Source organism: Aeromicrobium sp. P5_D10 (genome assembly GCF_054049535.1).
On record NZ_JBFUME010000004.1, the window covers coordinates 70152 to 85504 of the forward strand.

At 68.4% G+C, this 15353-nt stretch carries 12 protein-coding genes; 4 read left to right on the forward strand and 8 right to left on the reverse strand.

Going from position 1 to position 15353, the window contains the following annotated elements:
* The first annotated feature begins 193 nt into the window (after nucleotides 1-193).
* Nucleotides 194-814 (forward strand): TetR/AcrR family transcriptional regulator, encoded by a 621-nt coding sequence (locus tag ACXJKC_RS08190; RefSeq protein WP_456696209.1) that lies wholly within the window; start codon nucleotides 194-196, stop codon nucleotides 812-814.
* Nucleotides 815-834: 20 nt separating this feature from the next.
* Here ACXJKC_RS08190 and ACXJKC_RS08195 read toward each other — a convergent pair whose 3' ends face one another.
* Complete coding sequence (locus tag ACXJKC_RS08195; protein ID WP_456696210.1) at nucleotides 835-1983, reverse strand: serine hydrolase domain-containing protein; 1149 nt, start codon at nucleotides 1981-1983, stop codon at nucleotides 835-837.
* An 89-nt stretch (nucleotides 1984-2072) separates the two neighbouring features.
* Here ACXJKC_RS08195 and ACXJKC_RS08200 point away from each other — a divergent pair, with 89 nt between their 5' ends.
* Nucleotides 2073-2213 (forward strand): hypothetical protein, encoded by a 141-nt coding sequence (locus ACXJKC_RS08200; protein ID WP_456696211.1) that lies wholly within the window; start codon nucleotides 2073-2075, stop codon nucleotides 2211-2213.
* Between the two features lie 75 nt (nucleotides 2214-2288).
* Here the strand turns inward: ACXJKC_RS08200 and ACXJKC_RS08205 are convergent, their stop codons facing one another.
* From ACXJKC_RS08205 to ACXJKC_RS08220, 4 genes are read right to left on the reverse strand one after another with little or no spacing between them, the layout of a single operon-like run.
* Complete coding sequence (locus tag ACXJKC_RS08205; protein WP_456696212.1) at nucleotides 2289-3266, reverse strand: quinone oxidoreductase family protein; 978 nt, start codon at nucleotides 3264-3266, stop codon at nucleotides 2289-2291.
* Entirely contained in the window at nucleotides 3263-4315 is a 1053-nt protein-coding gene (locus tag ACXJKC_RS08210; RefSeq protein ID WP_456696213.1) for an ABC transporter permease, read from the reverse strand. Before ACXJKC_RS08210 ends, ACXJKC_RS08205 begins: the two co-directional genes overlap by 4 nt.
* Nucleotides 4308-5807, reverse strand: a complete 1500-nt coding sequence (locus tag ACXJKC_RS08215) for a sugar ABC transporter ATP-binding protein (RefSeq protein ID WP_456696214.1) — start codon at nucleotides 5805-5807, stop codon at nucleotides 4308-4310. Before ACXJKC_RS08215 ends, ACXJKC_RS08210 begins: the two co-directional genes overlap by 8 nt.
* A 51-nt stretch (nucleotides 5808-5858) precedes the next feature.
* The gene (locus tag ACXJKC_RS08220) at nucleotides 5859-6932 is read right to left on the reverse strand and encodes a sugar ABC transporter substrate-binding protein (protein WP_456696215.1); all 1074 of its coding nucleotides are present in this window, start codon (nucleotides 6930-6932) and stop codon (nucleotides 5859-5861) included.
* Between the two features lie 238 nt (nucleotides 6933-7170).
* On the opposite strand from ACXJKC_RS08220, the gene ACXJKC_RS08225 reads away from it, so the two are divergent.
* Entirely contained in the window at nucleotides 7171-8565 is a 1395-nt protein-coding gene (locus ACXJKC_RS08225; RefSeq protein WP_456696216.1) for an amidase, read from the forward strand.
* Between the two features lie 12 nt (nucleotides 8566-8577).
* On the opposite strand, the gene ACXJKC_RS08230 is transcribed toward ACXJKC_RS08225, so the two are convergent.
* The 3 genes from ACXJKC_RS08230 to ACXJKC_RS08240 all read right to left on the reverse strand — a co-directional run bounded on the left by ACXJKC_RS08230 (nucleotide 8578) and on the right by ACXJKC_RS08240 (nucleotide 12914).
* Nucleotides 8578-9366 (reverse strand): 2-keto-4-pentenoate hydratase, encoded by a 789-nt coding sequence (locus tag ACXJKC_RS08230; RefSeq protein WP_456696217.1) that lies wholly within the window; start codon nucleotides 9364-9366, stop codon nucleotides 8578-8580.
* A 69-nt stretch (nucleotides 9367-9435) separates the two neighbouring features.
* Nucleotides 9436-10995 (reverse strand): amidohydrolase, encoded by a 1560-nt coding sequence (locus tag ACXJKC_RS08235; RefSeq protein WP_456696218.1) that lies wholly within the window; start codon nucleotides 10993-10995, stop codon nucleotides 9436-9438.
* Between the two features lie 11 nt (nucleotides 10996-11006).
* Complete coding sequence (locus ACXJKC_RS08240) at nucleotides 11007-12914, reverse strand: primary-amine oxidase (RefSeq protein WP_456696219.1); 1908 nt, start codon at nucleotides 12912-12914, stop codon at nucleotides 11007-11009.
* A 101-nt stretch (nucleotides 12915-13015) separates the two neighbouring features.
* Between ACXJKC_RS08240 and ACXJKC_RS08245 the strand changes: the two genes are divergently transcribed.
* Nucleotides 13016-14749 (forward strand): amidohydrolase, encoded by a 1734-nt coding sequence (locus ACXJKC_RS08245; protein WP_456696220.1) that lies wholly within the window; start codon nucleotides 13016-13018, stop codon nucleotides 14747-14749.
* Nucleotides 14750-15353 lie beyond the last annotated feature (604 nt).

Consider the following 15353-nt stretch of genomic DNA (forward strand, 5'->3'; position numbering starts at 1 on the left):
GATTCCTCCAAGGGGGACGTGCCGAATCCCGGCACGGGACGATTCGGCCGGCACCGAGAGGAGTACGCCGGTCGAGAAGGTGCCCGATTAGAGCACGCCCGGTCTACTGCCCTCATGACGAAGTTTCGCTGAACGAACCGATCGGTACGCATAGTTTGGCTTCTCGCACGAGAGCATTCGTTAGGATCAGCGCATGGTCACCGAAGCAACCGCCGTGGTCGACGGACGAACCCTGCGACACCAGCATCGACGCCCCGAGCTACTGGCCGCGGCGGTCGAGTACGTCCTGGATCACGGCTTCGCAGACTTGTCGCTGCGTCCGCTCGCCAGCGAGCTGGGTGTCACCCATGCGACACTCATCCGCCATTTCATCTCGAAGGACCAGCTCGTGGCCGAGGTCGTGGACCAGGTACGGGAAGACTTCTTGGCGACACTTCGAGTCGATGAAGCGGTGGGCGGTTCCGTCGAGTTCGTCTCCGCGTCGTGGGAGAAGATGCGTCAGCCCCAGGAGCGGCGCCAGTTCAGAGTGCTCTTCGAGCTGGCCGCACGGGCCCCGCAGTATCGCGACATGACGTCCGACGTGGCCGAACGGATGACGGATGAGTGGCTGCTCCCCCTCGAGCGACGACTCGTCGCCGAGGGTCGCACGACGACCGAGGCCACGGCGCATGCGACCTTGGTGGCGGCGCAGATCCGCGGGCTACAGCTCGACCTACTTCTCAGCGGTGACCGCGACCGGGTCGACGCGGCGTTCCAGGTCGCTCTCGACCAGCTCGACCAGCTCCGGTCCCGCGGCGGCCCGTCGCCATCCTGACAGCGACGGGCCGCTCGGGGTCAGACTCGAGCGAGCGCTCTGACGAACTCAACACTCTCCTCGTTGCGATTGGTAGCCTCGTCCGACGTCGTGCCGTACGCCCGGTTCGCCGACAGCTTGACGACCACGCGGCGACGTGTCGGGTCGACGTAGACGAGCTGGTTGTAGACGCCCATGGCGCTGAACTCGCCATCGTCTCCGCCCGGCAGCCACCACTGGTAGCCGTAACCCAGGTCGACCCGGTCGCTGCCGACAATCGGCATGCCGGGTGCGCGCATCGGGTCGTCCCAGGTGGTGGCGGCCTTGACCCACTGCTCCGAGACGATCTGGCGTCCGTCGATCGCACCGCGGTTGAGGAAGAGGTCGCCGAGCCTCGCGAAGTCGCGCGCCGTGGCGTTGAGGCATGCGAACGCCTGCTCGACGCCGGCGGCATCGATCATCCAATAGCTGGGCGCCTCGAAGCCGAGTGGCTCGACCAGCTTCTCGTGCATGTAGTCCGACAGCGTTCGGCCGGTCGCCTTGATGACAAGCAGGCCTAGGGCCTGGGTCTCTCCGGAGTTGTATCGGCAGACCGTGCCGGGCTCAGACTCCCGGACCATGGCGGCGACCAAGTCCTCCAACGCGCCGATGCCCGCCATCGCTGCATTCAGGCCGAAGACCTCGGAGTCTGGATCTGCGTAGTCCTCGTTCCATCGAGCTCCCGACGACATCCTCAGCACATCCTTGATCGAGACGCCGTCGTAGGCCGACCCTGGCTGGACCGTGATGTAGTCGCTGATGGGCTGGTCGAGGCTGGTGACGTACCCCTCCTCCAGTGCGATGCCGACCAGGGTGGAGACGAAGCTCTTCGCCACGGACATCGAGATCCACGGCACGTCGATGCCGCCTGTCAGGGCATAGCGCTCGTAGCGGATCTCGCCATCTTCGATCATGAGCAGCGCGGCCGTGTCCGTCTCGGCGAAGAAGTCCTCGAACGACTTCGTCGTGCCCGCCCCCTCGAACGTCTCCGGCGCGGAGACCGGCGAACCGACCCTCCACGGGCGCGGCGAGCTCGACGGGGGCATCTGCGTCGACGGAAGAAGTTGAGCCATGCGGTTGAAGTTCTCGTGCTGCGGGGCTCCGGTGAACAGGCCCATGGCCTGCAGGGTGCTCAGTTGCTCGGTGGTCATGTGGTCTCCCAGCGTCAGGGTCCCGAAGGACAGTCTCGATCGCCGCCACTGTATGCGTACCGACTGGTTCGCACAATGGATTCGACGGAATGACTGATCCGCTAGATCCTCTTGTACGAACCAATCGGTACGGATATATTGATCTCATGCCCGACCTCGAAGAGACGACTTTGACCAACCCGGCCCACGTGCTCGAGGCGTCTGTCGAGTTGCTCGGCGCCGGCCGCTGACTCTGCGCGATGTGTGGCGCTGTGCCGCCGGTCCTCGGTGAGGACTGGGGCACAGCGTCACACTTTGTCGCAGGACTACCGCGGGTGCAGCACAGCTTTGCCGCGCACCTGGCCTGTGGTCAGACGGTCGAGCGCCACGGCGACATCGTCCATCGCGAAGGTCTCGAGGGCCACGGTCAGCTCGCCGTCGACGAGCAGGCGGGTCAGCTCGTCGACCACCGCGTCGCCTTCACCGGCGCGGCGCAGCAGGTTGACGGGCAGCACGGACACGTCGCCCAGCAGCCAGTTGGGCAGGTCGAGGGTCGTGCTCACGCCGGCCGTGTAGCCGACGACGGCCACACGCCCTCCCGGCCGCACCCAGGTCATGCGCTCGGCCAGACCCTCGCCGCCGACGGTGTCGACCACCAGCGTGACGGCAGGGTCACCGGCGAGCTCGGCGAGGCGTGCAGCATCCTGCATCAACACGACCTCGGCCCCCTGCGGCACCAACGGGGCACGCTGCGGCGACGACACCAGCGCGACGACCCTCGCCCCGGCCCTCACCACCAGCTGCACGACCATCGAGCCCACGCCGCCAGCCGCGCCCGTCACCAGGACGACCTCGTCGGCAACGGCGCGGACGCCCGCGTCGGGCCAGTCGCCTAGGCGTGCGACTCCGTGCAGGCTGACGTGCGCCGTCGTGAGGGGGTCGTAGGCCACGGCCGCGAGATCGAGGTCGAGGCCGTCGGGCACCTCGGTGAGCGCCTCGTGCGGGACCACGACGAGCTCGGCCCATGTGCCGGGAGTCGCTATGCCGACCCCTCCCCCGCGGATCGAGACCCGCGCGCCAGGCGCGAACACGTCGGACTCGACCACCGTGCCGGCGCCCTCGACGCCCGGGACGTAGGGCAGCTCGGGCCGGATGCCGAACTCACCGCTCGCCACCGTGAGGTCGAAATGGGACAGGCTGGCCGATGCCACCTCGACCAGCGTCTCCCCCGGGCCGGGCCGGGGCGACTCGATCTCGTCGAGCCGGGGCGCCTCGCCCCAGGCGTGGATCCTCAGGGCCTTCATGCCGACCGCGACTGGAGCTTGTCGAGCAGGACGGCGACGATGAGGACGATACCGGTGACGACGCCCTGCCAGAAGGCGGAGACGCCCATCAGGCCGAGGCCGTTCTGCAGCACGGCGATGAGCAGGACGCCGATGACGGTTCCGCCGACGCCGCCCATGCCGCCGTAGAAGCTGGTGCCGCCCAGCAGGACTGCGGCGCCGGCGGTCAGGGCGAGGCTTGCGCCTGCGGTGGGCGAGGCCGAGGCCAGGCGGCTGGCGTCGACCATGCCGGCGGTGGCGGCCAGGAGCCCGCCGATGCCGTAGACGCAGACGTAGACCCAGGAGACGTTGATGCCGGCCAGGCGCGCGGCTTCGGGGTTGCCGCCGACGGCGTAGATCGCGCGGCCGAACGACGTGAAGCGCAGAACGTAGAGGCTGATCAGCAGCACCGCGAGGCTCAGCACGACGGGGATCGGGATCGTCGCGATGCTGCCGTTGCCGAGCCAGTAGAACAGGCTCCCCTCCGGCTCGGGGATCGTGTTGGTCTTGCCGTTCGTGACAACATTGAGTGCACCGGTGAACAGCGACGACGTGCCGAGGGTGACGACGAAGAAGTTGAGTCGGACGCGGCCGATCAGGATGCCGTTGACGGCGCCGCCGAGCAACATGCCCATGAGGGCACCGCAGGCCAGGGCGACGATGGGGGGCAGGCCGGCGTCCAAGGTGCGGAACGCGACGTAGCCGGCGGCGGCGTAGATCGCGCCGACCGAGAGGTCGAAGCCGGCTGACAGGACGATGAACGTCAGGCCGATCGCGGTGATCATCATGGCACTGTTGCCTGACAGGACGTTCAGGATGTTGGCCTTGGTCGCGAAGAACTCTTGGGTGATCGAGAGGTAGACGACCATCACGAGCAGCGCGGCCAGGGCGCCGCCGAAGCCGCGCAGGCGGTGCAGCACGTTGCCGACGACGCTGGTGCGGGGCAGCGCCGGCGGCTTCCCAGGCGGCGTCCCAGGGTTGGACGCCTCGGGCGGCGTCTCGGGTGTGGTGGCGAGGGTGGGTTCAGACATGGTGGACTCCTGCGACATGTTCGGCGATGGTCAGCTCGTCGAGCTGGTGGGCTGGCTGGTCGGCCACGACGCGTCCGCGGAACATCATCAGCACCCGGTCGCACACGCCGAGCAGCTCGATGTTCTCCGAGGAACTGATGACGACCGCAACGCCTTGGGAGGCCAGCTGACGGATGAGGCGGTAGATCTCTGACTTGGCGCCGACGTCGACGCCGCGGGTCGGTTCGTCCATCAGCAGCACGGTGGGGTTGGCAGCGAGCCATCGTGCGATGACGACTTTCTGCTGGTTGCCGCCCGACAGGCTGCCGGCCGGCAGGGACGGGTCGTCGGGGCGTACGTGCAGCTCGCGCATCGCTGCCACGGCGTCGCGACGCTGCCCGGCGGCCTTGATCGGCATCAGCGACAGGCGGCTGTTGGGGATCATGGTCAGGTTGTGCATGACGCTGGCGGCCGGCACCAGGCCTTCGCCCTTGCGGTCACCGGTCACCAGGGCCAGGCCCCGCTTGATCGAGCCACGCGGGCTGCGCCGCCCGTAGGAGTTGCCGGCGAAGGTGACGTCTCCGGTCGCGGTGTCGGCGCCGAAGATCGACCGCACGACCTCCACGCGTCCGCACCCGACCAGACCGGCCAGGCCGACGACCTCACCGGGTCGCACGTCGAAGCTGACCCCCTCGACCCGGTCGGGCACAGCCAGGTCACGCACCGACAGCACCGGTTCGGCCGCCGACGAGTCACCGGTGGAGATCTCACGGTGGAAGTAGTCCGTCAACGAACGACCCACCATGAGGCGGGTGATCGTGGCCTCGTCGACATCCGCGATGTCCAAGGTGTCGACCAGCGCACCGTCACGCAGCACCGTGACCCGATCGGCGACCGGTTCGATGTCCTGCAACCGCTGGGAGATGAACGCGATCGCGATCCCACGTGCCTTCATCCGGCGAATGATGTCGAACAGCGACTCGGTCAGCTCGGCGGTCAACGAGCTGGTCGGCTCGTCGAAGATCACCACCGACGACTTAGCAGCCACCGCCCGCGCGATCGCCACGACCTGCCGGTCACCCGGACCCAGCGACCCTACCAGCTGATCGGCACGAATACCCGACCCCAGCTCGTCCAGGGCCTCCGCAGCCGCCCGGCGGGCGCCGCGCCAGTCGACCCGCAAGCCCCGGCCCGGCAGGCGCCCCAACGCAATGTTCTCGGCGACCGTCAGGCTAGCCACGACCGGCACCTCCTGGGCGACCATCGTGATGCCCGCCCGCGACGCCTGCAGCGGGTTCGCGAAGCTCACCGGCTCCCCCCGCAGCAGCATCTGCCCATCCGACGGTGTCACCTCCCCGTAAACGACCTTCATCAACGTCGACTTCCCGGACCCGTTCTCACCCAGCAGGGCATGCGCCTCACCAGGCCGCAGCTCGAAGTCGACCCCCTTCAACGCGTGCGTGCGACCGAAGTGCTTGTGCATGCCCCGCATCTGCAGAACAGGTGACTCCATGCTGAACTCCTTGGACGGCTGGGAACGGGCGAACGGGTCCGGGACAGTCATCTACTTGACGAGCGCAGCCACGTCGTCCGGGCAGCCGCCACCGTCGGCGCAGGTCATGGCGCCCGAGGCGATCTTGGACTTCGCCTCGTCCCACGGGACGCGGTCGGCCAGGTTCTCCTTCGTGAACAGCTCGGTCGGGCTCTCGATGTAGGCGGGAACCTTCTTGCCGTCGAGGATCGCCTTCGAGACCGTCTCGAGGATCAGGCCCGTGCGCCACGGCACCAGGTCGACTGTCGCGCTGAGACGGCCGTCCGCGACCGCCTTGGCGCCGTCCTCGTCACCGTTCTGGCCAACGATCACGACATCCTTCAGACCCGCTGCCTTCGCGGCGACGGCCGCACCGATGGCCGACGAGTCGTTGTAGGTCATGATCGCCTGCACGTCGTTCTGGTACTTCGTCAACGCCGTCGCGACGACCTTCTGGCCACCCGCGATGTCATCGGTCGGGTTGTCGACGCGGCCGGTCCACGTGATGTCGGTGCCGTCGGTGACGTTCTTCTCGTATTGGGACACCATCGTCTCGAGCGCCGGCACCGGGATGCCCAGTCCGACGCCGAGCACCTTGCCCTTGCCGCCGAGCTTCTCCTTGACGTAGTCGCCCAGCAGCTTCGAGCCGCGGTAGCTGCCGCCGGTGTCGACGTTCGAGGACAGCACGCCCGGGTCGGCGTCGGGCGAAGCCATGCCGGCCCAGCCGACGACCTTGATACCGGCGTCATCGGCTCGCTTGAGTGCCGGCTTGAGCGAGTTCGCGTCGAGCGGGTAGACCACGATCAGGTCGACATGCTGGGCGACGAGCTGGTCGACATCTGTGACCTGCTTGGCCGGATCGAGCTGCGCGTCGAGCGCCTTGACCTTGATACCGTCCCGCTTTGCGGCGGCGGTGAACGAGTCCTGCGTCAGCTTGAGGATGGGCTGAGCACCCTGGGCGTTCGAGATGCCGATCGTGAAGTCGTCCTTGCCGCCACCGCCTCCCGAGGAGCCCGAGTCCGAGCCCGAACCGCAGGCCGCCAGTGTCAGTGATGCGCCGATGGCCAGCGCGAGCGCCGTGGTGCGGCGACGGGATCGATTCAACATGTCATTCCTCCGTGTGGGTCGCACCGAACATCGGCACTGGACGATCCGGTCGGGACGATGGTGGTTCTCCTCGGCCGAAAGGGTGCCCGATTACAGCACGCGCGGTTTCACCGCCAGATGACGAAGTTTCGCTGACCGAACCAGGGTCTCGACGGTTCGCTCAGCGGATCACGATGGCCACCTGGCCTGTCGTTCCACGGTGCAATGCCTCGATCTGCAGCCGAGTCGAGGAGTCGCCATGGAACCCACCGTCACCGAGTGGCGCGGCCGCCTGGATGCAGGCGAACTCTCCTCCCGGGAGCTCTGCGGGCACTACCTGGAACGCCTCGATGCGACGGTCCAGCTCAACGCCGTGTCAGCCCGGGACGACCTGGGCGTGCTCCACGAGGCGGACCAGGCCGATGCTCGCCTGCGCGCAGGCGAGCGGACGCCGCTGCTGGGCATCCCGGTCACGGTCAAGGACATGATCGATGTCGCCGGCCTGCCGTGCCGCGCCGGCTCGCTGGCCCGGACCGACGTGCCGACCGATGATGCGGTCGTCGTTCAACGCATCCGCGCAGCCGGCGGGATCGTGCTCGCCAAGACGACGATGCCCGAGGTCGGCCTGTCGTACGAGACCGACAGCCCTGCCACGGGCAGGACCGTCCACCCGCTCGACCCGGCCCGGACGCCAGGCGGCTCGAGTGGTGGCGAGGGTGCCCTGCTGGGCGCCGACGCATCGGCGATCGGCGTGGGCACCGACGGCGGCGGTTCGATCCGCGTGCCGTCGGCCTACTGCGGACTGTTCGGGCTACGGCCCACACCAGGTCGCGTCCCACTGACCGGCGTCTGGCCGCCCGGCCGTGCCAGCAGCATGTTCGACATGATCAATGCCGGCCCGATGGGACGCAGCGCCGCGGACATCGCCGCGCTGCTCGACGTCATGGCCGGCGCCGACCACGGGGACGCGTTCTCGCACCCTGTCCCCCTGCACGACTGGCGGACCGTCAACCTCAGCGGTCTGAGGATCGGCTGGTACGTCGAGGACGGCACCGCAACGGCCGACCCGGTCATCGCCGCGGGGGTGCGGTCCGCCGCCTCGGCGCTGAGTCAGGCCGGCGCCACGGTGGAACAGACAGCGCCGCCGGCCATCGCGGCCGCTGCGACGGAGCTGTTCTTCCGGGCCACGGCGGCCGACGGAGGCAGCGGGCTCCGCGGGCTGCTCGGGGATGATCCGGCCGATCACACTGGGCAGTTCCTCGAGCTGCTGAACCATCCGCCGTACGGATCGTCGAGGAGCGCCGCTGACTACTTCGCGGTGCAGCGGTCGATGCTGGATCTGCGCACCGCCGTCCGCCGGTGGGTCGACAGCTATGACATCGTGATCGCGCCGGTCTGCGCGGGTCAGGCTCCATTGCACGAGACCCCGCCGGGAGGCATCCCCCAGGACCGGTATCTGCGCTACGAGGCATTCAACTTCACGCACACCTACAGCGTCTCAGGGCTGCCGGCCGGCTCCGCTCCGGTCGCGCTCGTCGACGGCCTGCCCGTCGGGGTGCAGGTCATCGCGTCTGCCTGGCGCGAGGACGTGGTCCTGGCCGCGATGAGCGTCCTGGAGGAGGCCTTCGGCGGGTTCGGGCTGGTAGCTGGTTGAGAGCAGGTGGTCTCAGGCGAAGTCGACCGTGACCGTGCCGAGACCGCTCAGCGTCGCAGTGACCGTCTGGCCCGCGACGACCGGGCGCATCGGCCCGAGCGCACCCGACAAGATCACCTGACCCGCCCGCAGCGGCTCGCCGAGGTCACGCGCTGTACGGGCCAGCCAGACGACGGCTTCCACCGGATCGCCCAGGCACGCGGCGCCATTGCCGCTCGATGCCTGCTCTCCGTCGATCGACATCGTCATCTCGACCTCGGCCGGCACGATCTCGTCGAGGGTCTTGCGGTCGGTGCCCAGCACGAAGGCCGCGCCGGAAGCGTTGTCGGCGACGGTGTCGCCGAAGCTGATGTCCCAGTCGCGAATGCGGCTGCCGCACACCTCGAGCGCAGCGAGCACATGGTCGGTGGCGCCGCGCACCTGCTCGGCGTCGAGCGGTCCGTCGACCAGGTCGTCACCGAGCACGAAAGCGATCTCCGCCTCGACCCTGGGCTGCATCAGGTTCGCCGTGACGATCGTGTCGCCGTCGACATGGGCCATCGACGCGAACAGCACGCCGAAATCGGGGCGGTCGACGCCCAGCTGCTTTTGCACCGCGAGCGACGTCAGGCCGATCTTGCGGCCCACGACCTGCTCGCCACCCGCCACCCGGCGCGCGGTCAGCACGTCCTGCACGGCATACGCGCTGTCGAGGTCGTCGCGACCGATCAGGTCACGGACCGGCTCGCACGGCTGCCCCGTGTCGGCGGCCTGTGCGAGACGCTGGGCGGCGGCGGTGACGTTGTCCTGGTTCACGGTCATGTGCCCACGATGGCTGTCACGGCGGTGGGAGTAAACGGACCTGTCTCGCTCAGCAGTCCCCCGCACCGATCACATCAGGTCGTGCACCGTCCGCCCGCCGACCACGGTCCGCAGCACGACGGTGCCGCCGATCTCGTCGCTCGGGATCTCGAACAGGTTGCGGTCGAGCACGATGAGGTCGGCCGCCTTGCCCGGCACGAGCGTGCCCCGCTGATCGTCGTGACCAACGACGCGCGCACCGTTGACCGTCATGGCGGCGAGTCCCGTCGCGAGGTCGATCGAATGGTCGCCGTGCTGGATCGCGCCCTGCAGGGCCGGGAACAGGTTGGGCGTCTCGGCGACGCTCCAGTCGGTGCCGAAGGTCATCTCCGCCCCTGACGCGACGACGGTGTCGAACTCGTAGAGGTGGCTCACGTCGTGCTCGGCGAGGTGCCAGACCGCCGGCGACATCTCGGCACCCACGCGCAGCGGCGCGAAGCGGCCGAAGTCGGCGGCGTCCACGAGGCAGCAGTGCGCGAGCTCGTGGCGGGGCCCGTCGGGGCCGTTGACCGTCCGTGCGTGCTCGACCGCGTCGAGCGCGCGGCGCACCGCTCCCTCGCCTCCGCAGTGCACCTTGACCGTCAGCCCGGCGGCGTCGAAGCGCACCATCGCGGCGTTCATCTCCTCCTGTGGGATCAGCAGGTGCTCCTCGTCGACGGTCCCGTCGTCGTGGATGCACGAGTGCGTCCAGTACGGCGGGATGGGCGAGCCGTCGAGCCAGAACTTCACGAACCGGGTGTCGACGTGCGCCGAGGCGTAGTCGTCGTGGTGGTCGATCATCCGGTCGAGCTCGTCGAGGCCCGCCATGCCGAACGACTCCTCGCGCCACACGAGGTGTGCGGCGACGTGCAGGCCGAGCTCGTCGGACTCGTCGAGCGACCGCAGCACCCGCAGCAGCTGGGCGGTCGAGGAGGCGTCCTGCACCGAGGTCACGCCGTACGTGTGGTTGAGGTCGCGGGCGTGACGCACCGCGAGACCCATGACGTCGTCGTCGTGCACGCCCATGACCCGGAAGACGGGCCACCGGGCCTGCTCGTACAGCTCGCCCGTGACCCGCCCGTCGGCGTCGCGGACGACCTTGCCGTTCTTGGTGTCGGGGGTCGACGCGTCGATGCCCGCGAGCTCAAGGGCCGTTGAGTTGACCAGCACGTTGTGCGCCGAGCGGTCGTGCAGCATGACCGGCTCGTCGGGGAACGCCGCGTCGAGAAAGGCCCGGTCCGGCCCATTCGCACCGAGCGACTCCGGCCAGTACCGCCCGCCCACGAGCCAGCGGTTGCCGCGCGCGTCGACGGGCCGCGGGCCGTCCCAGGCTCGCAGCGCCGCGACGATATCCGCCTCGCCGGCATCGGTCGCGAACGACACCTCCCACCGGTTGAGACCGCTGACCAGGTGGGTGTGGGCGTCGTGCACGCCGGGCATGATCATGCGGCCGCCGACGTCGACGACCTCGTCGGCCGCGGCGACCTCAGCGGCCGTCTCGGCGTCGTCACCCACGGCGACGACGACGCCGTCGCGCTCGACGAGGCTCGAGGCCCAGGGGCGCTCGGGGTCGCCGGTGTAGACGGCTGCGTTGACATAGGCAGTGGACATGGGCGCGCCTTTCAGTGCGAGCAGGTGCACTGCCCGGGCGGGCAGTGGCTGCACCCCGCCGCGGGCACGTCGAGCGCGGGGCTGCGGTCGAAGAAGTTGGCGGGCAGCAGCATGAAGCTTGCGACCTCGTTGGGCATGACGGGCCAGTCCTCGGAGCGGGGTATGTGGGTCACGCCGAGCGTGTGCCAGAGCACGACGTCGGTGTCCTCGACCGGCCGGTTCGCGGCCGACCAACGGGCCAGACCGTTGCCCGACTTGTCCATGTTGGGGTGGTCACCCGCGGCATGGATCTCGTCGGGCGAGTACGGCGTGACCCACACGTTCTTGGTGGCGAAGCCCGCGCGCTTGACCATCAGCGAGGGCTCCTGGGCGATGAGGGTGTCCGACGCCCAGCCGGGCAGCAGCTTGTAGCCAACGGGGACGCCCCACTGGTTGGTCTTGTGCGGGTTGACCACGGTCCAGGTGCGGGCCGTCTGCGGGTTGGTCAGCCCGTCGCCGTCCAGCTCGTTCCTGATCGGGGTCTTGGTCACCCGGATCGCGTTACCGTAGGGGTTGGTCGGTCCGACCGGCTCGCCGTCGACGTCGGTCTGGTAGACCGTGTTCTGCCAACCGTCGACCTCCATGTCGAGGCGGAAGTTGAACAGGTGCTGGTGCCACGTCGCGGCGAGGTTCTCGGCGACGGGGCTAGCCTGGCCGGGCAGGTCGCCCTCGTAGGCGATGGTCTGCACGATGCCCATGAGCTTGGTGTCGACCTCGATGTGGCCGTCCTGGAAGAAGTTCCAGTAGAAGCCGTAGTGGTAGTTGCCGACCGTGGCGATGAAGCTGACGACGAGCTTGCGCGAGCGGCGCACGTCGACCTTGCCCGTCACCCAGTCGGTGTGCTTCCAGAGGATGCCGGCGTCCTCCTCGTGGATGCAGATCGCGTTCTCGATCGTGGTCGGGTTGCCGTCGTCGTCGGCCATGACAGCGTTCATGTAGGTGATGTCACCGAGGCAGTCGCAGCCCAGCACGAGCGAGTTGGCCATCCGGCCGAGCCCGTACTCGCCGGCGTCGAAGGCGCTGCGGAAGTAGTGGCTCTCCTGGGGGATGCCGTAGGGCACGATCATCTCACCGACCGCGGCGCGGTGGATGATCGAGCGGTACTCCTCGCCGTCGCGGTACTCGATGCCGGTCAGCACGAGGCCGTCGATGGGGTGCATGCCGATGCGGAAGCGCCACTTCTGCCACGTCATCTGCGGGCCGTCCAGCACGAAGCCCGGGCCGTTCGGCTGCGTGATCTCCAGGGGCGCGACGTCGGTGCGCATCGGCTGGTTGGCGTCGGCGGTGTAGTTGCCGCACGTCATCGGCATCGGGCGCACTCCGGCGTCCTCGACCGAGACGACCTCGCGTGCGACCGTGTCGACCAGCACGATGACGCCCTCGACGATGTGCGCGTAGGCGTTGTCGTCCTCGAAGTGCCGGAAGTAGGTGACGCCGGCCCAGAGGCGCCGGCCGGCGAGGTCGAGGTCGGCGCGGTTGCCGACGCCGAACGGGTCGAGCTGCACGAGCGTCAGGTCGTCGATGCCGCGCTTGGCGAGTGCCTCGACGAACCGCGGGTCGGCCTTGGCGAGGGTATCGACGATCTCGACCTCCTCGGCGAGCATCTGCGCGCTCCCCTCGGTGAGCTGCTCGGCCGACACGATCGTCTCCTCGTCGAGGTCGACGAGGACGTTCCACGACGCGGCCGACGTGCGGTCGAGCACGATCGCACGAGCCCGGCGGGTGACGGCCTCTCCGGCACGGACCTTCGCCTTGTCGGGCTCGTCGAGGAACAGCGAGCCGAAGCCCGGCCGGTCACCGGCGATGCCGTGCTTCTTGATGAGCGCCGACGCGAGAGAGATCTCGCTGGCCGTGAGGGAGTCGAAGAGGGCGGAGTGCATGCACAGAAGGTGCCACGCGGACGGCCCGTCCCCTACGGAGGGGGTTCGTTGACCGAACCATCGCCCTGTCCGTGTCGGCAGCCTCGGAGCATCGTGACGTCATGAGCTCATCCGACGTCCTGACCGCCGACACCGTGCTGCGTGGCGGCCCTGTCCTCGACCTGTCCGACTGGCAGCCCGGTGACGAGGTCACCGCCGACTGGATCGCGTCCCGCCCTCGCGCCCTGGCCGTCCGCGACGGAGAGATCGTCGCCCTCGGACCCGACGCCGAGCAGCTGATCGGTCCCAATACCCGGATCGTCGAGCTCGACGGCGACACCGTGATCCCCGGCATCAACGACGGTCACCTGCACTTCACGGGCTACTCCGTCACGACGCACACCTACGTGAAGATGGGCACCGACATCTTCACCGACCTGACGGAGCTGCCGTCGTACCTCACCGCGGACCGCATCGACACGAGCGGATGGATCCGCGGCCACGGCTGGGACGAGCTGGTGCTGGGTCGCAAGATCACGGCGCGCGACATCGACGACACCCTTGAGGCCAACGGCATCGCCGGCACGCCTGTCGTACTGTTCGACTGGAGCGGGCACTCGCTGTCGGCGAACTCCGTGGCCCTCGAGCTCGCGGGCATCACCGCGGCGACACCCGATCCGGCCGGTGGTGTCATCTACCGCGACGCCGACGGAGATCCCGAGGGATTCCTGACCGATGCCGCGATCTCGTTGATGATCGCGGTGGTCCCTCCCGTCCCCACGGAGCAGCTGCTCGACGCCTACCGCAAGGGGCAGGCCGATCTGCACGCGCTCGGCATCACGGCCCTGACCGAGCCCGGTCTCGGGCCCGGCTACCTGGCCCTGCTCGACGGCTCCGGCTCGGTCGAGGCGCTCGACGCCCTCGGCGACCTGGCCGAGACCGGCGACCTGACGATGCGCGTGTCGGTACTCGTGCTGCCGAACGGCACAGGAGGCGCCAACGCCGCTGACGTCAAGAAGCACCTCGCCGCGGGCCTGGCCCGGCGCTACGACGACCGTGACCTCGATCCCCGCCGGCTGACGATCGCCGGGGTCAAGGTGTTCGCCGACGGCACGCCCCAGAACGGGACGACGTGGCACAAGGAGCCCGTGCACGAAGACAACCCGCCCGGGCACCGCTGCGGTCACATGGTCGTCGCCGGCGACTCGGACGTCGACAAGGTCGAGGAGCTGCGTGAGATCATCCGGACGGTGGACGCCGCGGGTCTCCAGGTCGCGATCCACGCCATCGGCGACCAGACGGTGGAGACCGTCATCGACACGATTGCCGAGATCGCGCCGAACAGCCCGCTGCGGCACTACTTGATTCACACGACCGAGCTGTACCCGCATGGCTGGGAGACGCTGGCCGCCAACGGCATCGGCGCGTGCTTCAACCCCGTCATCATGAGCACGTTCGCCAGGTTCCTACCGGCCGATCGGGTACTTCGCACTGAGCCGATCCGGTCGACGCTGCACGCCGGCGTGCGTCCGGGCATCACCTCCGACGCGCCCGTCGTGCCGCCGGACTGGCGTCCCGCGGTGGTCCACGCCGTCACCCGTACGCACTGCTGGGAGGGTCAGGTGCCGGCCAAGGACACCGAGGGCATCACGACCCTCGACGCCCTCGCGTTGCTGACGAGCGGCGCGGCGTTCCGCGACCGGGCCGAGGCCTGGCGCGGCACGCTGGCCGTCGGTCAGCGTGCCGACCTCGCAGTCCTGCAGGACTCGTGGCCCGGCGACGGCGACGTCGAGTCGCTGCTCGGGCGTCCGATCCGTCTCACGATGGTTGATGGAGTTATCGTGCACTCGCTCTGAGATCCGGACATGCTTCGCCTAGAACCACGTGAAAGCACTACATCGTGGCCGCGCCGGGATGTTCCAACCTTTTGGAGGAATCGGAGGTGGGCAGGAGAAGGGCCAGACGTTTCCTCGACAGCACTGCGGGTCACGGGATACATGTAGATTCCATGCAACTTTGTTGCAGTTGCTTGAGTCAGAAACAGCAAAACCCCCGCCGGAGCGGGGGTCTTGCCGGGTGCTGCTCCCCAACTTGGACTCGAACCAAGAACCCTCCGTTAGTTCCGGGCCCTAGAGCCGATGCGGCGAGCAGGCCGAAAACGCCAGAAAACACAGAAATTGGAGCGCTTTGATGAACTCTCAGAACATGTTTCATCACTGATGATCACAGAGTTTCCGTGTAATTTCCGTGTAACTCCATAGCAGCAATTGGTGACCCCGGACTTGTCATCTGGGTAGCGCTCACTGATGCGTCACAGAGTCGCAGATCGTGACTCGGCGCGCACAGTTGGTCAGTGCCACAACGGCGGACAAGGCAATCCACCAACGTCGTATGTCCTGCCTGCCTGCCCGCCAGGCGGCAACTCAGGTGCATCCCGTCTGCCGCGCTTTGCTGCATGGC